The organism is Prevotella sp. P5-92 (assembly GCF_002251245.1).
Classification (GTDB): domain Bacteria; phylum Bacteroidota; class Bacteroidia; order Bacteroidales; family Bacteroidaceae; genus Prevotella.
The window spans coordinates 1-21453 of the sequence record NZ_NPJG01000129.1; the positions used below are offsets into that span (position 1 = coordinate 1).

General features: G+C 40.3%; 30 protein-coding genes and 1 pseudogene. 22 read left to right on the plus strand and 9 right to left on the minus strand.

Features of this window, described 5'->3' with window-relative positions:
* Positions 1-257 precede the first annotated feature (257 nt).
* Together CIK99_RS14070 and CIK99_RS14075 are read left to right on the plus strand one after the other, a co-directional pair.
* The gene (locus CIK99_RS14070) at positions 258-608 is read left to right on the plus strand and encodes a hypothetical protein (protein WP_144008012.1); all 351 of its coding nucleotides are present in this window, start codon (positions 258-260) and stop codon (positions 606-608) included.
* Entirely contained in the window at positions 605-991 is a 387-nt protein-coding gene (locus CIK99_RS14075) for a hypothetical protein (protein ID WP_094382133.1), read from the plus strand. The genes CIK99_RS14070 and CIK99_RS14075 overlap by 4 nt, the downstream gene beginning before the upstream one ends.
* Before the next feature lie 42 nt (positions 992-1033).
* On the opposite strand, the gene CIK99_RS14080 is transcribed toward CIK99_RS14075, so the two are convergent.
* The 5 genes from CIK99_RS14080 to CIK99_RS15620 form a co-directional block, all read right to left on the minus strand.
* Entirely contained in the window at positions 1034-1597 is a 564-nt protein-coding gene (locus CIK99_RS14080; RefSeq protein ID WP_094382134.1) for a hypothetical protein, read from the minus strand.
* A 236-nt stretch (positions 1598-1833) separates the two neighbouring features.
* The gene (locus CIK99_RS15030; RefSeq protein WP_144008013.1) at positions 1834-2112 is read right to left on the minus strand and encodes a hypothetical protein; all 279 of its coding nucleotides are present in this window, start codon (positions 2110-2112) and stop codon (positions 1834-1836) included.
* Between the two features lie 11 nt (positions 2113-2123).
* Positions 2124-3089 (minus strand): hypothetical protein, encoded by a 966-nt coding sequence (locus CIK99_RS14085; RefSeq protein ID WP_094382135.1) that lies wholly within the window; start codon positions 3087-3089, stop codon positions 2124-2126.
* Complete coding sequence (locus tag CIK99_RS14090; protein WP_094382136.1) at positions 3086-4108, minus strand: M48 family metallopeptidase; 1023 nt, start codon at positions 4106-4108, stop codon at positions 3086-3088. The genes CIK99_RS14085 and CIK99_RS14090 overlap by 4 nt, the downstream gene beginning before the upstream one ends.
* Before the next feature lie 2 nt (positions 4109-4110).
* Positions 4111-4332 (minus strand): DUF6140 family protein, encoded by a 222-nt coding sequence (locus CIK99_RS15620; protein ID WP_144008014.1) that lies wholly within the window; start codon positions 4330-4332, stop codon positions 4111-4113.
* 1703 nt (positions 4333-6035) lie between these two features.
* On the opposite strand from CIK99_RS15620, the gene CIK99_RS14105 reads away from it, so the two are divergent.
* From CIK99_RS14105 to CIK99_RS14190, 17 genes are all read left to right on the plus strand, one after another.
* The gene (locus tag CIK99_RS14105) at positions 6036-7073 is read left to right on the plus strand and encodes a DUF3871 family protein (protein ID WP_094382139.1); all 1038 of its coding nucleotides are present in this window, start codon (positions 6036-6038) and stop codon (positions 7071-7073) included.
* A gap of 152 nt (positions 7074-7225) precedes the next feature.
* On the plus strand, positions 7226-8029 hold the full coding sequence (locus tag CIK99_RS14110; RefSeq protein ID WP_094382140.1) for a DUF1071 domain-containing protein: 804 nt from the start codon (positions 7226-7228) through the stop codon (positions 8027-8029).
* A 70-nt stretch (positions 8030-8099) separates the two neighbouring features.
* Positions 8100-9068 (plus strand): PD-(D/E)XK nuclease family protein, encoded by a 969-nt coding sequence (locus CIK99_RS14115; RefSeq protein ID WP_094382141.1) that lies wholly within the window; start codon positions 8100-8102, stop codon positions 9066-9068.
* A gap of 88 nt (positions 9069-9156) precedes the next feature.
* Positions 9157-9360: a hypothetical protein gene (locus CIK99_RS14120; RefSeq protein WP_094382142.1), complete on the plus strand. Its 204-nt coding sequence runs from the start codon at positions 9157-9159 to the stop codon at positions 9358-9360.
* On the plus strand, positions 9357-9647 hold the full coding sequence (locus CIK99_RS14125; RefSeq protein ID WP_094382143.1) for a hypothetical protein: 291 nt from the start codon (positions 9357-9359) through the stop codon (positions 9645-9647). Before CIK99_RS14120 ends, CIK99_RS14125 begins: the two co-directional genes overlap by 4 nt.
* 251 nt (positions 9648-9898) lie before the next feature.
* Entirely contained in the window at positions 9899-10390 is a 492-nt protein-coding gene (locus tag CIK99_RS14135) for a hypothetical protein (RefSeq protein ID WP_094382145.1), read from the plus strand.
* Positions 10387-10596 carry a hypothetical protein gene (locus CIK99_RS14140; protein WP_094382146.1) on the plus strand — a complete coding sequence of 70 codons (210 nt, stop codon included), beginning with the start codon at positions 10387-10389 and terminating at the stop codon, positions 10594-10596. The genes CIK99_RS14135 and CIK99_RS14140 overlap by 4 nt, the downstream gene beginning before the upstream one ends.
* Complete coding sequence (locus CIK99_RS14145) at positions 10593-10868, plus strand: hypothetical protein (RefSeq protein WP_094382147.1); 276 nt, start codon at positions 10593-10595, stop codon at positions 10866-10868. Before CIK99_RS14140 ends, CIK99_RS14145 begins: the two co-directional genes overlap by 4 nt.
* Positions 10869-10870: 2 nt before the next feature.
* Positions 10871-11137 (plus strand): hypothetical protein, encoded by a 267-nt coding sequence (locus CIK99_RS14150; protein ID WP_094382148.1) that lies wholly within the window; start codon positions 10871-10873, stop codon positions 11135-11137.
* Positions 11138-11410: 273 nt separating this feature from the next.
* A complete protein-coding gene (locus CIK99_RS14155; protein WP_094382149.1) occupies positions 11411-11611 on the plus strand; it encodes a hypothetical protein in 201 nt (66 codons plus the stop codon).
* A gap of 13 nt (positions 11612-11624) precedes the next feature.
* On the plus strand, positions 11625-11948 hold the full coding sequence (locus CIK99_RS14160; RefSeq protein WP_094382150.1) for a hypothetical protein: 324 nt from the start codon (positions 11625-11627) through the stop codon (positions 11946-11948).
* A 1-nt stretch (position 11949) separates the two neighbouring features.
* A complete protein-coding gene (locus CIK99_RS14165; RefSeq protein ID WP_094382151.1) occupies positions 11950-12297 on the plus strand; it encodes a hypothetical protein in 348 nt (115 codons plus the stop codon).
* A gap of 142 nt (positions 12298-12439) precedes the next feature.
* Positions 12440-13126 carry a recombinase family protein gene (locus CIK99_RS14170; protein WP_094382152.1) on the plus strand — a complete coding sequence of 229 codons (687 nt, stop codon included), beginning with the start codon at positions 12440-12442 and terminating at the stop codon, positions 13124-13126.
* On the plus strand, positions 13116-13403 hold the full coding sequence (locus CIK99_RS14175) for a hypothetical protein (protein ID WP_094382153.1): 288 nt from the start codon (positions 13116-13118) through the stop codon (positions 13401-13403). The genes CIK99_RS14170 and CIK99_RS14175 overlap by 11 nt, the downstream gene beginning before the upstream one ends.
* Complete coding sequence (locus tag CIK99_RS14180; protein WP_094382154.1) at positions 13400-13666, plus strand: hypothetical protein; 267 nt, start codon at positions 13400-13402, stop codon at positions 13664-13666. Before CIK99_RS14175 ends, CIK99_RS14180 begins: the two co-directional genes overlap by 4 nt.
* Positions 13667-13681: 15 nt before the next feature.
* Positions 13682-14152 carry a hypothetical protein gene (locus CIK99_RS14185; RefSeq protein ID WP_094382155.1) on the plus strand — a complete coding sequence of 157 codons (471 nt, stop codon included), beginning with the start codon at positions 13682-13684 and terminating at the stop codon, positions 14150-14152.
* Positions 14153-14311: 159 nt separating this feature from the next.
* Complete coding sequence (locus tag CIK99_RS14190; RefSeq protein WP_094382156.1) at positions 14312-14905, plus strand: hypothetical protein; 594 nt, start codon at positions 14312-14314, stop codon at positions 14903-14905.
* 471 nt (positions 14906-15376) lie between these two features.
* On the opposite strand, the gene CIK99_RS14195 is transcribed toward CIK99_RS14190, so the two are convergent.
* The 4 genes from CIK99_RS14195 to CIK99_RS15625 all read right to left on the minus strand — a co-directional run bounded on the left by CIK99_RS14195 (position 15377) and on the right by CIK99_RS15625 (position 19246).
* The gene (locus tag CIK99_RS14195; RefSeq protein WP_094382157.1) at positions 15377-16444 is read right to left on the minus strand and encodes a Fic family protein; all 1068 of its coding nucleotides are present in this window, start codon (positions 16442-16444) and stop codon (positions 15377-15379) included.
* A 655-nt stretch (positions 16445-17099) separates the two neighbouring features.
* Positions 17100-18527 (minus strand): ATP-binding protein, encoded by a 1428-nt coding sequence (locus tag CIK99_RS14200; protein ID WP_094382158.1) that lies wholly within the window; start codon positions 18525-18527, stop codon positions 17100-17102.
* Positions 18528-18564: 37 nt separating this feature from the next.
* Positions 18565-18897 carry a hypothetical protein gene (locus CIK99_RS14205; protein ID WP_094382159.1) on the minus strand — a complete coding sequence of 111 codons (333 nt, stop codon included), beginning with the start codon at positions 18895-18897 and terminating at the stop codon, positions 18565-18567.
* A 112-nt stretch (positions 18898-19009) separates the two neighbouring features.
* Positions 19010-19246 carry a hypothetical protein gene (locus CIK99_RS15625; RefSeq protein WP_216822813.1) on the minus strand — a complete coding sequence of 79 codons (237 nt, stop codon included), beginning with the start codon at positions 19244-19246 and terminating at the stop codon, positions 19010-19012.
* Between the two features lie 201 nt (positions 19247-19447).
* Here CIK99_RS15625 and CIK99_RS16130 point away from each other — a divergent pair.
* The 3 genes and pseudogenes from CIK99_RS16130 to CIK99_RS14220 all read left to right on the plus strand — a co-directional run.
* Positions 19448-19603, plus strand: a pseudogene (locus CIK99_RS16130) (ATP-binding protein); the annotation flags it as partial.
* Between the two features lie 494 nt (positions 19604-20097).
* Positions 20098-20280, plus strand: a complete 183-nt coding sequence (locus CIK99_RS15040) for a toprim domain-containing protein (protein WP_254047824.1) — start codon at positions 20098-20100, stop codon at positions 20278-20280.
* A gap of 168 nt (positions 20281-20448) precedes the next feature.
* A complete protein-coding gene (locus CIK99_RS14220; RefSeq protein ID WP_094382160.1) occupies positions 20449-21405 on the plus strand; it encodes a hypothetical protein in 957 nt (318 codons plus the stop codon).
* Positions 21406-21453 lie beyond the last annotated feature (48 nt).

Sequence of the window (21453 nt, forward strand, 5' to 3'; positions counted from 1 at the left end):
ATGCAGATAGTATATTAGCTAGTGAAAAATAACAAAAAATTACTCTAACGAAGTACTATTATATAGGAAATAGTATAGTTTTAGAGTAAAAAAGTGTTACATACCATTCACTAGCAAAGCTACACACACAAGGTGTAGTCCTTTTGTTCCACGAGCAGCTATGGATTTGCATATCGGTCATCGGCTCAATCCGATGGCTGATGTGCTATATGAAGACTACCATTAAAGCCAACATTAGCATTATAGAAAACATAACCATGAACGATTTAATACAGAACTTATGGAACAGTTTCATGTCCGGGCGGCAAGATGTGGTGTATGACAGCGTAGAAAAACCTACAACTACGCTTGAACCTTGCACCATCCCGACACCGCCCCTGAAAGAAGAAAGAAAGGCAGTGAAGAAATCATTTGCCGAAGAACTGAATGACCTGATCGCTGAAAAAGGCGAATTTGAGAGACTGGAAATATCGCTGAAAGAATTGTTGGCGATTATTTCACGACACAGACCAAGAATTGAGGCGTACAGAGGCTTTATCTCTTATGCTTCCAGTCAAGGCAAGAAGATTATTATAACATCAAACAAAACCAAAAACAACAGATTATGACGGAATTATATTACTTAGACAATGTTTATCCAGTTGCATCACTTCCAGATGCTCTGACGAAAGATATTGATGCCCTGCTTGCTAAGGGTGGTCATAATGTTAACACCTCTATGAGCTTTACCCCTTATGGAGTTGAGGTATATTACCCACTCATACTAAAAAACTATGATCCACGAAAAGCACCTTTGGCTCTTGCAGACATCATCCTTGGTGCAGCGGCTCCTCCAATGCCTAATTTCTTTCCATCAGAATGTTACAAGATGGACGAGGAAGAGATTAAGCACATCTACATGGAAGAAGCAAAGAAGGCTGGTATTAAGAGGCTAAAGAGTATTGACATTGATGTGACTGACCAAGGCATATATGTCAGGGTCAATGGGTAAGAAAAAGGACGGCACAATGTGAAGTGTCGCCCTTTAATTTTTTTACCAATAGAATATTTGTCTTGTTATGGATTCGTCATAGTCTAACGTTCTTCGAGTTTCCTCACTTTCGTTAGTTTCGACCATATCCCCAACCATGCGTCGCCAGCACCAGTTTCCGTGAGAGTCCTGATCTCCATACTGAACTTTTGCTTTTACTGTACTTGTTATGCCCTCTCCAGAAGACTCATATTTGATGAGCCATGGAAGTCCTTGGGCAAAATCACAGTAAGTATATGATTCATCCCAATAGAGATAGTTCATGTCGATAGAAGTCAACTTGCCATTTTGGTATTTGAATTCCCACCTGTAATATTGATCATCGAAGAGAGCGACACTGATCAGACCTTGCTTATTGTGGACTATCTTCTTTGCGTACTTACCCTTCTTGTTCTTGACAGAAATGACCTTACCCTGCTGATTGAAGGCTATGCTGTTTCCATCACTATAGGTAACACGCTTCACTTGACCCTTGAGGCATAATGCTTGACGGTCTGTGAGTTGCTGTGCTTTGATGTTAGAAGACAACAAAGTCAAGCATAACAATATACTCAGAATTCTGATCATGATTATGTTTCTTATAAGTATTGACTCTTATAAAAATTTAGGTAAATCTGTCACAAATTTCCACTACCTGCTCTAAAGTCGTAAGACAGAACGAGCAGATCGTGGAAATGTTAATGGTGATAATTTATGTTACTGAAACAAAACGTCTCTACGCATTATACTCTACAAATATTATCACTACAGGACACTTTCTTTCTTATTATGAAAGTATTCCCTGCTAAAATAAAGCAAAAAATCTATCTATGTGCTCGAACGTCTGTTACTGTGTTATTTTTAAATTCAACAACAAACCGTCTGCCACAATGATTGCAAACGAAGTCGTATGCTCCTTCTTCAAGCATACCATTCATTGCTTTACCTCCCATTCCATGACCTACAGTGAAAGATCCTATAACTGCAACGCCAAAGGCCGCTACACCTTTTGCTGCATGAACCATTTTACTACTTGTTTCTTGTTCGACATTACTACTGTAACAAAATGGACATCTTACATTTTTTAAACCATTAACTGCCATAATATTTTATTCTATTTTGTTTTATTATCATTTTTTGTTATGTTTGCAAAATTTACTATTGCAATTATTCCGAACACAAATGCCAATAATGCCATAAAATACCAAAGATAATCAGTTTCCATCTTGGTATCTTGACCTAGATTCCAAATAGTAGGTTCACATTTTACAAAAGTATTAAGATCATTAAAATAGCAATATGATCCACATGCAGCTGCGATTACGGATGTTAATAATCCTATGCAAAGATGAGCAACATCAATTCCTGATGTATTGTAGTCCTTTTCGTTGAAGCATTGATTTGTGAGAAGCTTGAATCGGAACTGTTTAAAATCTTCATTCCTAAATGTCTTCCAATCTGTATATTTATCAGAGATCCAACTGATCGATATCCAGTTTGAAACCAAACCGCCAATGAACAATAACCATGCAAAATAGAATGTATAGTTCACTGCCTCATAATCCTTTGCTCCCAAGCCAAAAAATCCATTGGTGTGTTCCATTGTTGTCGATGATAACCCAGAACACCAATTATAACATAAATATAGAAGCCCAAGATTGAGAGCAGAAACAATTATGGATAATACTATCAAAGTGAACCTTCCTCTCAATTCTTTGTTATAGAAAAACTTGACATAATCATGGTCTATTCCTAAAGTTAAATTTCCGACATTATGAGGGATAGAGCGTTCCCAATGACGTCGACAATGAGGACACGAAAAATCAAAATCACCAATTTCAAACATTTGGGATTCAACATATTTTCCTGCCTGGTCAAGTTTATCACCTGCTAAGATTTTTACTCCGTTTGCAACGCAAGTACCAATGAAACCATTACCGATGTTGCCTATATGTTCTATACCACTAGTAATACCTTTTTTTGTTGCCCAACGTGTCGCTTTTCGAGCATTGGTATCTCGCATCTGTCCTGTGACGTAATTTTCACAATATGGACACTCTTCCTTTATTATCTGATTCATATTCCTTTATTTTTTTTAAGTTTTGGTATAATCGATCCTAACTTTACATTCTTTGTTATTTCTAGTCCCTTATCCATAAGAGCACTACCCTTTGCCGACAGTTCTGCACCTTTTTCCATAATTGCATTTGCTCCCGTGGTAGCGACCTCAGTTCCTTTTTCTAATAAAGTGGAACCTTGCTGAACAACATCATGTTTTTCTATTGCTTCAAAACGTACACTTTCTGTTCGTAAGCGATTGCAAGTATCTGTTTTCTCCCACAACAATGCCTCGTAAGCACGGACAGGAGCGTATGGATGGTCGACATCAGAATTAGCCATCCAGTGTACAATCTTATTCCATGCTGTACCATCTTTCAAAGCCTCATAATCCTTACCTTGTTCAGCCCAAGCCCGAATATCCATAATGTCAACAATGTTCTTTGGTATCATGCTGATTCTTACTAATGCACGTGCAAGCGTTTCTGCTGATGTGAACATACAAGCCACTCTGTCAGCTGATAGTTCAGAAGCTCTACTCCATGCAATAAGTGCATGTCTTATCGGTTTCATTGCTGCATTGCCAACAAGACCGACAAGGCTATCGGCAATAGCATCGCCAAACGAGAACACTGCATTGGCAAGTGTCTGATATAAAACATGTTGACAAAGTATATGACCGCATTCATGTGCCAATACTGCATCAAGTTCCTCGCCCTTAACTCTTCGTATCAATCCAAGTGTCAGAACAATGTAAGTCTTGGTATGACCAGAAGTCCAGGCGTTCGCTATAGGGCTCATTTGGAGGTATAGTTCTGGCACAGGAATGCCAAGGCGTTCACAAATTGGAGGGAGGTGGTTGTATATCTCAGGCATTTGTGTTTCGGATAGACGCAAATTTGTTGTTACGTTCTCACTCCATGATATTTCATCATAACCATATTGAAACACCTTCTCCATTATCTTGGGTAGTGCAGGAATGCTCTTTAGAGTCTTTAATGTACTGGCATCCTCTGGATGTATAAGTTCTTCAAGTTTCATATTTATCCAATTCTTGTTGCTTTTAAGAATCCGCCGTTGAGGGCATTCATTTTTTTTAGATCAACACCCCTTTGAAAAAGAAATGCTTGTGCCACCTTTTCTTTCTCTGGAGAAAAAATAGGATTGGCATAGGTATATGTCTGAACATCAACGGATAGACCTTTGTCTATCCTTTGACCACAACATATTTTGGTTGTTATAACAGTTACTCGGAAAATAGGCATAATTATATACGATTGAATTGCCAATATTAATCAAGCCGACAACTCCACAAAAACTCAGCAGTTAGTTTATATATACAAAAAGGATGGAGCTTCGTTAGAGTCCACCTTCTTGCAGGATAAGTCTGGAAAAAATAACCTTTAGGGAATGAACAGTAACTACAACCCCATCCAGTGTACTATGTGAATTAAAAGGCACAGTGGGGCTGTACCATGTTCATTCGTACACAAGAGGGGCGCAATGCTGTTCTTATTCTCCCTATGCGATGTGGAGTATTCCCCACGAAGTTTTCCAGACTTTTTGCAAGTTAGGAATAAGACAGATAACGCCTTCTTGACCGCCTGGCTATTCCCCTGTTTTTAGCAGGAGCCTCCAAACGGCGACACAAATTTACAAAATCTTTTGTAAACCAGAAAATTTCGGAGGCTTACACCTGCAAGATTTATGTTTTTTTAAGATAAAAATGGCAAAAACGACATCTGGAAGTGTATTTTTGGCTATAATTTTCTCTGGTTTGAGAAGCATCTTGCAACCTTATACATGACACAAAAATCCCCTCTGAAATACGAGGGGTAAACAACAATTTATCTAATTATATTTTACCTGGTGATGGTTGGAATTTCCGAAGAGGAGCCAGCATCATTGGAAGGTCGCCATTCTTACAAGTAGTTTCTGGACTTATGTTCCACCAGTGAAAGTCTGAATAGCGGCGAAGGGCAAGAGAAAGCTGTAGAAGCGATCAACGGCTCTTCAAAAACTTATGAGATAAGAAAGATGGAGAATACAACGACTCTATCTGTGGAGAGATATAATGTCGCTCCTCTTATCAGGATCGACTGTATTTCTCTATCTGATATTGTCGATTATTATATGGAAAACGGCTCAGAAATGGGCTGTTTTTCTTTGTTTCTGGAGACCGTATAAGACATATCTGTATGCCTTATAAGTAAGAAAAACAATAACTTATAAATTTTACAACTATGACACAGCAAATAATCATTCAAAACAATATACATGGGAGCAGTATTATGGCTGCTCAGAAGTGGCAGCACATATTCTCCCAACAATCAAACACAAACAACAAATCACAAACCGAGGCGAACTTACCTTCCGTTAGCAGGACAAGTTCATCAATGCCTCAAGAGGACGCAATCATTGTCCTTTTCATAAAGCTAACACTCATACAATTTCTTTTAATACCGGCTGATTCATTCGGTCGGATCAACATACAAACAAATCTACAAGGCATTACTACTATAGATGCATTGAAGACTTTATACAATTCAAGCACACAGGTTTATAACCTTGATGAAGCATTGAATATGACCGCTATTAAATGTTTAGCAGAAAACGTAATTCTTCCTATATCCTATCCTCACACAGAGAGAAAGTGAAGAATATGTGCTGCTGCATTACAGACATTCTCTGTATGCAGGACAGGCATATAAAATGGAAACTTACAATTATCTACCAACATGAATACTTGGTTATTTCAAAGGCAACAACAAGGTAATGGACTTTGTATAGTGCATAGAATTACAGAGGCTTCATACTACACACTATGCCTTCAGATTACAGCCCAATCACCTACAATACAACAATCAAAGATAGTAGCGTGATTGGGTTTTCGTTTATGACAATTCACATTATTAACCAGGTGGCAACACCACAAATATTGCAAATTCAAATGGCAAACAAATCAACAATGACAATCGAGCCTTTAGAAGGTAAGATTGTATCTGAGATTACTCTTGGCGTTGATGACATTGAAGTCATTGATGCAGAAGTTATCGAAGTAGAAGATGAAGATTGGGGCGACAATCATCCTAACTTCATCGAGTCTAACACTCAAGCAATCACGCTTGAGGAACTGACCACAAAGAACGTAATACCAACGTTCAGCGACAACACTCTTACTCTGTCGCACCAGAACTTTATTGGTGCAGTGGGTAAGATGGCTGAACAAGTATTCGGAGAACTTACACCTGTTGAGATCCGAGTTTCGCATCCAATTATCGGACGCATACCATCGGCTCAGCACAAGAAAGCGAACGAACTTCTTGACGAAGAGAAGACAGTATTCTACCAGCGTATGGCTTGGTGCTGTCGAGTCAAGAATATCACTCGTGAAATCAATGGACAGACAGTACACCTTGTTATAGGAGGCGTAAGAAGTCTGTCAGAAGACAAGCTCTACAACCGTCAGAGTCCACAGAAGTTTCATATTTTTGTTGGCTATCGCGTGAAGGTATGTAGTAATTTAATGTTGACCTGTGACGGCAACAGCGGAACTATTGAGTGTATGACAGAAGCAGATATTATGCAGAAGTCTTTGGAACTCTTTACCGCTTTCAATCCTCACAAGGAAGATACTTTGCGTCTCTTGGAGAACTTACAAACTACTCCTATCACAGAGACTCAATTCTGTAACATCGTCGGCAGACTGCGTTTATTGCAGAACTTGCCAGTTGCAGAACAGAAGCTTCATCCAACATTCACTATCGGCGATCAAGCTGTGAATGCAATGGTGAAGAACTATGTGGCAGACCCTAACTTCGGTATGAAGGACGGAGAGCCATACACATGCTGGAATCTTATGCAGAACACAAATGAAGCAGTCAAGCAGTCGGCTTATATAGACCGATTCATCGACCGCAATCAGCAAGCAACAGATTTCGCTATTGGAATACAGAAAGCCATTAACGGTGAAGATACCGACGGCTACGACTGGTTCCTCAACTAATACCATTCAACTCGGCTCTGGAAAGCAAAGGAATGGTTCCCTGGATGGGTTATCACAAAATAATGTTATTCAATACGATAAACATTTGAGTGGTAGCCCATCCTTTTTGTTTGTATCAACCTTATTTATTCACAAATTTAATTTTTACAGCAATGTGTAAATTCACAAAACCAGTAATCCCTGCTGATGCAACAGCAGATGAGCGTCGATCTTTAATGTTCGAGGCTATGTATTCAGCTGACCTCTCTGAGGAAACTGAAAAGAAGTCGAATCTGACCTATTTGTCATGGTCACAGGCATGGAAACTGATGAAACAGTTCTATCCTTCCGCTACCTACAAGATTTTTACCAACCCTAACAATGGACTCCCTGTATTTGAGTCTGAAATGGGGCTTATGGTTCACACTTCTGTCGAGGCAGATGGTATTACCTACGAAGATTGGCTTCCTGTCATGGACTATGCTAATCGTGCGATGAAGTCTGTACCTTATACAGTTCAGGTATATGATAAGCAGAACAAGCAGTACGTTGAAAAGCGTGTTGAAGCTGCTACTACATTCGATGTGAACTCCTCAATTCAGAGAAGTATGGTAAGAGCAATAGCCCGACATGGTTTAGGTCTCTACATCTACAATGGTTTTGACCACATCAACGAGGATGGAGAACCACAGGTACAGCAGACTACCAACAACGGTTATCAGCAGAAGAACAACGGTGGCTATCAGAGACAGCAAGCACAGCCACGTCAGCAGTACAACAACAATCGTCCTGCACAGGCTCAGCCACAACCCCAGGCTTCTGTAGATCCAAATGCCGCTCTGAAGGCTCAGATCAATGCAACAACAGATGTTCAGGCTTTGATTAGTCTTTACCTCGACAACACAGCCGTCATCGAAGCGACCCCTGATGTTAAGAACCTTTTGACCACCAGAAAAAAGGCTCTGCAAGCAATCTAATTATTCACTTGGTGGGATGACTATATCAAAATAACTATATGGTCATCCTGCCACAATTCATTTTATAACAATGGAAAAAAGAATAGAACTCGTTTCTAGTGGTGTTCTCTTCAAGGAGGAAGAACACGAATACTGGCTTACACTCCCTAATGGCGAGAAGAAGCAGTTGTGCGGAATAACATCTGCAATCCAAAGACAAGTGGCAGGACACGAGTATGATGGTTGTCCTGAGTATCTTATTAAAAGGGCAGGTGAATACGGAACATCAGTACACAAGTCAATCGAAAGACTCATAAATGACTTTGAACATGATGGAACAGTTGAGACTGAGGACTTCCGAAATCTCACAGCAGACATGAACATTGAGGCTTCTGAGTACAATGTTACAGACCTTTCTAATGATGACTACGATTCATGCTTTTATTCAAGCAATATCGACATCGTTACAAGGCTTAGCCAAGAAGATTTTGGACTACTTGATCTCAAAACATATTCTAACGCTAAGTTGACCAAAGCACAGATGACCAAAGCAAGGTATCAGCTTTCATGCTATGCCTATATGTTTGAATTGCAGAACAAGGGTGCAAAGGTTAAAGAACTATTTGTAATCCATCTTTGCAATAAGACCAAGAAGGACGGCTCTATCAATCACATAGCAGAACTCGTACCTATTGAGCGTATTCCATCAGACATCTGTAAGGCTCTTCTTGAAGCTGATCGTAATGGCGAACAGTTCAACAATCCGTATGAACTGCCAAAGGAGGTTGAGAAGAAGTGCAAGCGTATCATCAAACTCATTCAGACTAAGAAGGAGGCTGAGGAAGAACTTACTCACATCAAGAAGGAAATCCTCGAAACCATGCTCTTCTTGGACGTTGATAATTGGAAGGGTGACGGCATTACATTCTCACGAACCGCAGAGACAACTCGTAGCAGTTTTGACCTTGCGGCATTCAAGAAAAAATATCCTGATCTCCCTTATGACGATTTCATCAAGAAGTCTAATGTGGCAGGTTCATTGAAAATCCTGACAGCTTAATCAACTCAGCATCAATAACCAAGGCTGGGGAATACCTATTATAAATAATAATGTGTGTATTCCCTGGCTTTTCATTTCTTCTACAACAATGAAGTACGAAATCACAATCACTACCGATGAGAAGGAGAACAGCGATCTTACCCTTTCTCTCAACACAGCCGATGGAGGCACTTTCGAGATTAAATCCTACGGCACAACAATGAATTTTGAGCAGTTCATCGAATTTGCTGATGGCATTCATGAGATACGTCAGAAGTTCGCAGTTATTAACCTCAAAGCAAGAAAACAATGACAACGCTTGAATTAGAAAAACTCAAAACCTCGAATGAATGGAAAGCAGCCGAAGAGTTAGAAAATAAACTCAATGCTATGGGCTTCGATCCAGTTAAATTCGTTCACGCTGTTATGTGTTACCATCGCACACTACAGCAGATATATTTCCGTATAGTTCTGGAGTCTATCAAACAATTCGCTTCTCCCGAATATGGTTATGACCTCAGAAACAAAGGAGCGCATGACGCAGCCCAGAAGATAGTTGACTCTGGTGCTTTAGAAGAATCATACCTCCCATATATCTAACCTATGGTGTATGAGTGTTGTTGTGCTGACCTATCCCTGGATCAATGGAAGGAACGCATGAAGGGGATTAAACCTATCTCCTATAAATGGCTTGTGGCTAAAGTTAAGAAGCATTTACCTCAGTTGTACGAGAGTCTGATGCTTGACTTTTACAATCCATACGAGAACAAATGTGGTGTGACTAAAGAATACTACATTCTATGTCATTCCTCTATAGAGTATTTCATCAAAAAATAAAAAATCAAACAATTATGAATATCAACGATTTTATATTTACAAGAACCGCCCCAAAGAAGAAATTGGAGGTTGTCAAAAATCTCCAACAGGGCGAACTGTTAGCAATCACTTATAAGACCATCCTCAGAATCATCAAGGAGGCAGGTGTAGGTGATAGCAATAAGACACGATGCAAGTTCAAGACTCTTTACTTGTCTGGAGCAACTAACGACTGGAATAGCAAGGTAACTAATATCTACAACTGGAAGAAGGACGAAGTATATCTCTCTGTTTATATTCAGGGCGACGATACAGATACGGATGTTTCATATAAACTCCGTGATTTCCTCGACAATCGCTATGAAGAGCAGTGCCTGGGTCATCTTGAAGAGTCATTCCGTAATGGCTATGAGCATAAAGTACCTGCTAACTATGATCGAGCAGACAGGGCAAGGGTAATTCGTGCTATCTTGACCGCTTATGTAAAGATCCACTATGCGGACAGATTAAAGGAGGGCGCAGCATGAAAGTAAAGATTGGAGATAAGATTCGCCATTCACTATTTGGCGGCGAAATCTTAACTGGCATAGTCGAAGATATTCAGATTTGCCGACAAGGTGAGAAAGAAGGTCGTTCGGTTAAATCCGCAGACGTTAGCAAGCATCATGGCATTATAGATGTAGATAATGGTCACTGGTGTTACTTTGATCAAGTTAAGGAGGTACTGGAATGAGCATAATCGAAGAAATGACTCAGGCACACTCCGAGTACATCCGTGAACATGGCTATAATCCTAATGTAGCCTATGTAAAGGTACGCTGGAAGTCAGATCAAGAAGAAAGCGATAACACTGAAGCTATCGCTATTGATGGCGTGGACGCTATCCATGACGAAGACATCCTATTCTACTGTAATTCTCTTCAGGGCTTAATCGGACTAACCACCGAAGGCCCTGGAGAAGACTTTACCGTAACAACATTTATTGGATTTGAAAACATTGAATAACAATGGCAAAGACAAAGCGTAAGATGACAAAGAAGTATTGGAAGTCTCTGGAGCGTAGAACCAGAAACAAGGCGATACTTATGATTTTCGGTTCTCAGGCAATGGCAGATATGCTATGTGATACGGAACCGAGTAATCCGAAAGAAGGTGGTGTGTGGTCAGTTATATTTGAAAAGACACACATTCCCGAAGATGGATGTTCCTACAAGTTAGTGGTGAATGGAGATACCTACATAAACTATCATGGAAGAACGAGTAAAACAACTTGAAGAGCAGGTGCATTTCCTGGTTGAACTTTTAGACGAGCGACAACTGGAGGAATACATCTGCTTTCTTAATTCCCATAAAGAAAATGGTAAAGACAACAAACATGAAGAAAGGTAATGTCACTGTATCTTATCGAGGTGCATCACTATTAGAAGTGGCTAACTATGTTCATCACGAGACTGTAGCGCACTGTGAGTATTGTGGTAAACCTATGAGCCGATCAGATATTAATGATTATGGCTCCCTATGTGAAAGCTGTTATATGAAAGAGTACTATGGCTAGAGGCACATTCTTTATGATTGATGCTGAACACGATGGAGATATTCAGCATTACAAGTCGTTAATCATAGATAACGGCGGCGAGATAGATGAAGTTGTATGGACTGGAGTAGAGGACGATGACGCTTATATCGTATTCTCAGCTCCTACCAGACAGCAAGTTTCTAACATTAAACTTATTCTGGAAAGTGAATAAACTTACAACCAAGATGGCTCAGTTTATTTGGTCTCTCCTTATAACTGATCCTTCGCTCCCTATGTCCTGGGGAGTTGACCCTGACAGTTTCGAGTGTACTGAGGATGCTCTTGAATTTCACGTTCAAGGATTCTTATTTACTGGTAACGTAAGAGTTGTATTCATAGAGGGTGCTGACTTATTTGAGGTTGCTTTCTACAATGAAGATGGTAGCCTACATAAGAGAGTCGAAGATGTATATAACGATAACCTGGCAGACGTAATAGATACAACCGTCGAGAATGATAAGGTTGGTGATTACGATGCCAAAATACTTAACTTCTTAATCAATTCATAAAATGGAAGAACAAAACAATGAGCGTATAGCAAAGCAAATCTGGGAACCACTACAGAGATACAGACATTTCTTCGGTTGGCTTCCTGATTTGAACAGTATCAAGGTCATCAAGAATGGTACATCCTTCTACCTTGGTAAACTGAAAGCACTGGTTTTGATACAGTATGTGAATATCACCAATTCCTTCAAACTGACCATAAAGCCAGATAATGAGGAAAACGAGATTACCTACAATTCTCTTTTCCTTGACAACTTGGTTCCTGTGATTGATGCGAATATCAAATACGGGACATCACGCTACGATTACATTTGTCATATTTGCGGACTTACACATAAAATGGCAGTGTAGCAGAATATGAATTTCTCAGAATAGGGAGATATGCGAAAAACAAGATTTTCACAGAGTCTAAAATTTCGTGTATTTCCCTTTTTTCTATCCTATCGAACGGCTTAAAGAATACTCAACGTCCGTTCGATTTATTTGAAATGGCATGGAAGAACAAAAATTCGTAGAGTACCTTCGTGTCTCAACAAGGGTACAAGGAGTATCAGGTTTAGGTCTCGATGCTCAAAAAGAAATCATCAGAAACTACTTGAAGGATGTTGAACCTATAGCATCTTTCGTAGAGGTGGAGAGTGGAAGGCACAACGACCGTCCAAAACTCCAAGAAGCCCTAAAGATGTGTCGCAAAGAGAAAGCAACTCTTATCGTGGCAAAACTGGATAGGCTCAGTCGTAATGTCGCATTCACATCACGCTTACTTGAATCAGACGTAGAAATCAAATTCTGTGACTTTCCAGAAGCAAATCGACTAGTCCTTCATATAATTTCCAGCATATCGGAGTATGAAGCTAATCTCATAAGGACGAGAACAAAACAAGCCCTTGATGCTAAACGTGCAAGAGGTGAGTCTTTGGGTAAACCTGAGAATTTCAAAGAGAACCAGGAGAAAGCAATAGCCAATAGTAGAAAGACAATTAAGGCAAAAGCAGACTCCAACCCTAACAACAAAAGAGCTGTAGCCATGCTTAGAGTGTTGGTAAAGAATACAACCAACTTATCTGAAATGGCAAGAGTATTAAACCAAGAAGGATTTACAACAAGCCGTGGAGGTCAGTTCACAGCCCAGCAAGTAAAAATCCTTCTGCAACGCTATGACATTAACAATGGAGAATAATATTTTCATTCAAGACGGATGCATAATACATACTTTGCGTCCGTCATCTGTTGCTCATGCTCGGATATTCAGTGAAGAGCAAAGAGCCAAAATCAAGCAACTTCTTCATCACAACTTCTTTCCCCATCATACAGCAGTAGGAAAGGGAAAGTCAACAAGGAAGCATTGGAACCTTGAAAAGTATCGTGGCAAGTATGGAGTGGGATTTAAGATGATTACCACTTCAAGTATATCCTCGAACTTCAATCACCTCACCTATTTCCTTAAAATGATATGACCGATACTTACATTTATCCTGTGTACGAGACCGATGCTTGGCACTCGCTTAACAACAGAGAATGCAAAGGAATCTACACAAGCAAAGAAGAAGCCGTTGAATCCATAGCAGAACACCATTGCATTCCACTTGATGAATTTGGTGGACTGACTAAGGAAGAGGCTAAAGAGAGAATAAAACAAGAATTACAAATCCCCTTTCAGACTCAGGGCTATACAGTAAACTATGATATTGAGGTGTGGTTCCTGAATGATTGGGCTTAAACAACAATTACAAATATGAAGAAATTTGTTATCCACTACAATTACTATGCTACCGCAGACGTAACTGTATTAGCCAATTCAAAAGAAGAGGCTATTGAAAAGGCTGACCAAATCGAAATCCCTAATGACGAATTTGACCTTGAATATGACAACAGAGAGGCTTTTGAATTAGAGGATGTTCCAGAATTACAGGAGGTCATCGATAAGGCTACTGCAATCATCAAGAAGTTCAATGAAGGTGCAGGACAGGAGGATTTCTATTCAGTTCCATGCTATCCTACCGTCACTACCTATTGCTGGAATGGTGACGAAATGGTTAAGAACAAGAATGCCGTCGAGGACTTCTATTATGATTCCGATAAAGGTCTGATGATGGATGTGGGCGAAGGATTTGAGGTTGAAATATCAGAACTTTCCGATGTTGAGCAGTTGAATGTGTGCCAGGTAATCATAAACTCAGCACAGGCAAATGGTATAGAACTATGAGAATCCTATGGTATTTCCTTGCATATAGTCAGGGAGCAACAAAACCTATTGTAATATGGGTGGAAGCGAAAAACCAAGAAGCCGCTCGCAACATGATTCATCGTGAGAACCCATATCTGAGTAAACTTGTATTTCAACGCACTAAAAGAATTGAATAATATGAGCAACACATGTTTTACAACTTACAAGGTGGTATCTGAGAACAAGAAAGATGTCACCAAACTATTCAAGACCATTAAACGACTTGGTGGCAGAAAGACTCCACTCGTAAAGAATGGCTGGTATGATCCGAAACTCTGGTTAGGATGTTTGGTTAAAGCCCTTGGCGGTAATCCTGACAAGGTGTATTGCCGTGGTACTATAACCTTCTATGAACTGGAGGATGACGTACTTACACTCAACACAGAGACGGCTTGGGCTGAAATGGCAGAGACAAGACACTTCATTGAGTCATGTTTCCCCGGTATGAAGATCTACTATATCGAGGAGGAAAGCGGATGTGAGATATTCAACACTAACGACTCTGAGGGCATCTACTTCAAAGATCGCTATTATCTCGACGGTTTTGAGGAATCTGAATACTTCGAGACCCTGGAGGAAGCTGCAAAGTATGTAAAGGAGATTGTCGGACATGATGTAGAGGCAAACGTTACGGCTATCGACAAGGCTCTCTCTGACTATGTAGAAGAGCATGAAGAGGACGATCCCGATTGTTACTATTCGTTCCATGAGTTCAGCATTGTAAATGACTAATCAGAACAAAAGAAGAAGGCTACTGTTATGGTTGTCTTCTTTTTTCATCATATTGCACACAAGACCTAATGAATGGCGATTATTTGATTTCAAAACGAGAAATAAAATATAAAAGGAACACAATAAATCCGAGTTTTATTCGTTATTATATTATGAGTGAATCACATAGTTGTTAAATTAAAACATAAAATATATGACATAACAAAAGACAGGATTTCTATTGTGCCCATATAGAATGAGCCACAATAAGACTCCAGTCTATCTAGATTGAATTGCAGCCTCTCTCAGATTACATATATACCAAAGTATTCGTATTTGGAACGGATTATTATAACTATCTGTTATTCAATATGTATTAAATTTGAGGAGGTGAAGTAAGTTTGATAAATAAACAATAAACAAATATATAAAATCCGTGTAACTCATCCAGTTACACGGATTTTTCTTTGTGTTAGTTTTTGTCACTCTTATTTATACTGATGGGGTGATAATTAGCCTCCAAGAATTGTCTTTCTCTGTACGAGCAATATAGCCTTTTTCTGTGAGCAATCGTAACTGTTTGTTTACTGCAGTAAGACTGATACCGGCAGCCTCTGCCAATTGAGGTATAGTGCTATTCGGCTGCTCATACATGCGATTCAGTATTATGCTGGTGGTCGCACTACGGAATTTCACGCGTTCGCCATCAAACCACCATACATTATCTCCACGCTCAGTCAAGAACTGTATGTCATATGACACCTCGTCAATAAAAAGGTTCGTAAAGTAAGTAAGAAACTGCTGAATGTCACGCTTTGAGGCATGTGCGCCAAGTGACGGGGCAGCTCCGACAGTAAGGTCTGTACGATGCAATGCCTCTAAATACTCTTTTTGCTTACGGCTACGCACCACAATCATAGGGTAATCATGGCGAGTGAGTATGTAATTGACCATCAATCGAGCTATACGTCCGTTGCCGTCTTCAAATGGATGAATACGGATGTATCGATAGTGGAATATCGCGGCAAGCTCTATTGGAGAGAACTTTCCCGATCTTTCTGCATCGTTGTACCAATCGATCAAATCGCTCATCAATGCAGGAGTTTCTTCGGGGGTAGCGTATTCAAATCGGTCACCATAACGAGTGATTACAGAATTAGGACGGGTTTTATATTGTCCTGCATGAATGACGTAGCTCGTCTGAACCCCTCCTGGCAGAGTGCGATACACTGTGTAATCCTCTCGCAATAGGGTTTTATGCAATGTTCGAATAAAATGCTGTGTCAAAGGAGTTTCTTTAAGTAGTGCCTCCTCCTTCATCATTTTCAGACCAACATTGCTGGCGGTCATTTCGTGAACATCACGAACATCAGCCTCGCCAACTATCTTTCCAAACAGGAGTAATATCTCTGTCTGTCCATAAGTCAACGTATTACCCTCAATGTGGTTACTATTATAGTTGAAATCAATAGTGAATCGACGGCTAAGCATCTCTCTGTCTCTTTCAGACAAGGGCAGCAAAGCATTCCATTCGTTCATTACTTCTTCTATACTTTTCATATATATGTTTTTTTGCAAGAATTTATACTAAAAGGTTTATGACGTCAACCTTTGTTGGGTGCAAAATTACAAAATTCTCGTCAAATAATAGCTATATAATACACAAAAAGGTGTATTCAAATAACCTTTTTTAGCATTATTTGGCATTCTTGTGCTATTTCGCTCCCTATTTTTGTTTGCCTTAACTGCCTTTAATAGATTCCCAAAACGTTCACGCATGTTTATAATACATTGATACACAGCAGTGTTTAGATTTGAGGAGGTGAAGTAAGCACATATAGAAATAAGAACATATAATCAAATGGAAAGCGTGTAGCTCTGGTGAGTTACACGCTTTCCTTTTTTTGGGGGGCTGCACACAAGAATATTGCTAACTTTGCGTTAATATTATAAACATCTGTACCTCATTTGTATCTCGAAACTATAGTAGATAATGTGCGAAACTATGGGGCGCAAGATAATTAGTAACAATAACATAGAGATATTAGTATGCCTGGATCAAAGTATAAGATAGTGCGTAAGTGTCCTATATGCGGCCTCACTATATTCACTTTGGTGTATTTTGCAAATGACCCTTCAATGGTTGAAGTGCTAATCGAGTCTTGTCTGGTATAGACAAACGTTGAAGCCACTGTCGCATTACGCGACGGTGGTTTTATTCTTTGTCAAGTACCTCCCAATGACCACTATAGCCACTACCCACATAACGAATATGTGGCATTTTGGCAAGGTGGCGTTTTATGGTTTTTGAACTTCGATTACTCAATTTGGCCAAATCTTCTGTCGAGATTTGAGGATTGTTTCGGATTTGTTTCTCTATCCAATCATCAAGTTCTTTATCTTGAGGGACATCTTGAGGGACATCTTGAGGGACATCTTGAGGGACACCTTGAGTATTACCCTTTGATGGTCTAATGAATGTTACCACAACAAAACCGCCATTGATACTCCAAGTAGGTGCTGCTACTCCTCTCTTTTGACAAGCTTCCATGATGCGCTTCACACCTGAACCCCAGTTCTCAATATAGGTTGTACTATACAATACATTAGCTATTAGAGGATTGTATGGGTATGATATATGAGGTTGACGAATGTTTTCGGGTGTAATCTGTGGGGGCAGTACGCCAGGATTCTCGATTTCGATACGGTCATCGTAGATGGCGATGCCAATTGTCAAGTTATACCGCTCGTACTGGCGATGACAAAGTGCATTCAAGACCGCCTCACGCAAAGCTTCGGCAGGTACCTCCAGATATTCATCACGGACCAGTCCGACAATCTTTCCGTGCATATTCAAGTGTTTGCGGAAGAAGTTCATTGCCTCGTTGAGCAATACGAATATGTTCCCTTCCACTCGCTGATTGTCAATAAACTCATTCTTGTCAGTACCTTGGAAACGAGCCAGACGCATTGTGAACTGCGTGTACATGCCAGTATCTTTCGTGAAGAGCGCCGTTGCGGCATTCAGAGGTCTTTCACCTGTGGTCAACTTCCATTTGCCCAACACATCTTCGATAGGTTCAATAAGAGCCAGATCTGACAACCGACCTCTTTCAACACCAAGACGCACAACGCCGCGTATCAGTTTCTCGTCCAAAGAACCAATATCAGTAAAGTCCGAAGGCTGACGTTCCCATGCAAACATGTCCGGCCTACTTCTTCGCAACCGCTCTTCGTACATGTCGCGCGGCATCTCCTTCGTTGTACTCTCAACCTTGTAGTAAGGACAACCGTGATAAGTATAAGGCACCATTCCCCACGCCCATCCGTCAAAGTGCATGGCTATCACCTTATGGTCTGGGCGATCAGGAACATCAATATATTCTACCCGCACATCAACCTGTGGCTCCATGTAACTCAGAGCCTGGGCAATCTCCCGTTGGGTATTATCAGTAACCTGCTGGCCCTGAATCTTCAATGATTTGGGAGCGACTCCGAAGATGAGCCAACCACCTTCTGTATTCAAGAAGGCACAAGCAGAATGCATGCCATCCTTCAGTTCACCCGTGGTCTTTTTCAACTCCAACTGACGATGCTCGTCAGCTTGTATCAGTTCCTTCAGTTCTGCTATTGTAAGTGCCATATATTTATAACGTTTTGTTTTGTTCTGTTTTATATTGTCACATATTTATGTACTTCACAGGATTTTGGCTTTTGCCATAGAAGGTTGTTACGTCTTTTCCAATGTATGTTGTATGTTCGTCTTCTACTCCCAGAAACTCACACCTTCCAATGTGTTTAGGGTCTTCGGTGTATTTCCAATCTACAGGATTATAGACTTCTTCCAAAATTCCATTAACAATGGCAAGAACGTGCGTAGCCTTTCTTGCTCGGCTTATATTAACCTTCCAATACTTACGGGTCATCTCATAGAGATTCTCCCTTTTTACTTTCCCTACTTTTACACAAATGATGCGGTCTTCGGGATTGGGTATCAATTCTTTTGTCTCCATATTCGGATATTATTAATAGACATTTTAGTATGGCGCTATTGTTATTCTCATACTCTATTTTAGTCTTCCCATAGATGCTTTATCATGCTTCTAATTGCAGGATTGTCGAATTTCATTCCCAAAGGTTGAGAACACCATTATATCCCGTTGTCCACTGGATATCAGACTTGCCAGTTTTCTTCTGTTCAACCAGCACAACCTTTAATCGATTCAAATCGTCCATCGTAATTTTATTTAAGTTCAATGCAAAGGTATTAACAATTTTCGGAATAACCATGATAAAGGCTTTCTTTTTTTTGCTTTTATAACGAATTTGCAGCCGAATCATCACTTTATGTGCTTTTCGCATGGCATTATTCCGTCTCTGTTATTAGCAATTAAACAGCATTTCACCATTCATGAGGTTTGTCCAAACGTTACGAGTTTGCCTCAATTTGGAACTAAAATTTGGTCACTCCATCTGTTTGTACATTAAAAAAATGTCAAGATTGGCAGTTCTTTAATGTAAAACTTGTGTAGTAGAATAAATAACGTTATCTTTGCATCGTAAAAGATACAGGAGTCTCGTTCACTGACAAACATCAATGACTCTTTCAAGAAGGTTATCATTGTGAAAGACCACATCATGCCACGCCGAAATGAAGAAGGCATACTGACAATAGGTCTCTTCGATTTCCTTCTAAAAGAGGATAGTTTGGATATATAATAAAGGTAAACATCCAGAAGCTTTACAGATAAGATGAAGAAAAGGATTATAATCTGCCATGGCCAAAAGATAGTCTTAATGAAGATGGCACCATTAAACGTCAAACCATACCCCAATGGGTCAATTTGGAACAAATGATCCTTGCAATATTCAGCTTACATGTGAGGAATGCAATAAGTCAAAAGGAGCTCAATTAAAGATGCCAAAATACAAATACCAAAGTTGGTGGTAACATATAACACCAAGGAATAACATTAAGGATGCTTATGGCGTTCCTTATTTGTACCAAAGCCTCTGTAGGTCACTGATAATCAGTGGTGGCTAATTTCGAGGAGGTGAAGTAAGTTTGATAAATAAACAAGAATATAAAATCCGTGTAACTCATCCAGTTACTCGGATTTTTTTGGGTCAATTAGACATAGTATCTTGACCGTAACACCCACATCCACTGCTTCCTCGACAACTGACGAACGAAGCAAGAGCAGAGCCAAAACTTGTTTGGTTATGCATTGCAAGGAGGAAGAAGACCGAAGGTCAACGACCAGGCAGGACGCAAGACAGCTGAGAGCATCACCAATATGTTCGAGTACCGTGTGACGGACGAGTCCATCAGATATGCCGACTACAAGGATGTCAATGACTATCTGATGAGGAAGAAACGAACGGCATCTGAATGACATTATAAAGACGAAAACATCATCATTTGGTGCAAAAATGGCTCAAATGCATTGAAATCTCATATCAAATCCGCACTTTTTCGTCAAAACATGCCTGATTTTCATCTATTATCATTATCTTTGCACTGTTTTCATTGGTATTGATAATCGTGCAAATATGATTAAAACATGAACAAGGCAGTAATTATAGCAGGCAAGACTATTCCGATGCGGCTTAAGAATCGCAGTGAACTGAAAGGTGTGTTTACCGATGCACTGCTGATGTTTTCGTTCTATGACATAGAGTATATGGGAGCCCCGTTTGTAGTGTTGGAAAGCAAAATGCCTGTACACCACACGCCCGCACAATGCAAGAAGCTGACATCAAACCTGTCTGCGGTTTTGGGGAAGCCATGCGTGATGATGTTCGATCAACTGGCTTCATACGAACGGAACAGGTATATAGAGCAAGGTGTGTATTTTGTAGTGAGCGGCAAGTATGTCTTTCTGCCGTTCTTCCTCATCAATGCACGGAACAGTGCGCCAATCAATAAGGAACGGCTGCAACCTGCCGCCCAATACCTGCTGCTGTATCATCTTCAGCGCAAGAGTTTGGAAGGCTGTACCCTGTCAGACATGGGAAAGTTGCTGCCCTACAACTATCTTGCCATCAGCCGTGCAGTCCGCCAATTAAAGGCCACATATTTGATTGATGTGGAGGTAAGCAACAACGGGACGAAGCGTATACACTTTGAGAAAGAAGGCAAACAACTCTGGAAAGAGGCTGAACCGTTGATGCAGACTCCTATCAAATCAGTATGGTACGCTGACGAAGAAGTGGCTCAGGGTGTGGTTGGAGGCATCAACGCCCTGTCGCATTACTCGGCTCTCAATCCGGAACGGATACAGACGAAGGTCATCTATGATCCAGAGTTCAGAAAAGCCAAAGAGGCTGGCGCACTGCCCGCACTGAACATTCTGGATGGTGACACCAAAATAGAAGTGTGGAAATATCCCCCGGTCATAGAGAAGGAGGAGGATTTTGTGGACCGCCTTTCCCTTGTCCTTTCGTTGAGAGAGGATGATGATCCGAGAGTGGAAAAAGAAGTAGAACGAATAATCAGTGAACAAAAATGGAAGGATTAGTCAAGTTCCGTGAAGCATTTGCGGAATACTCAGAAAACTATGTGGTGA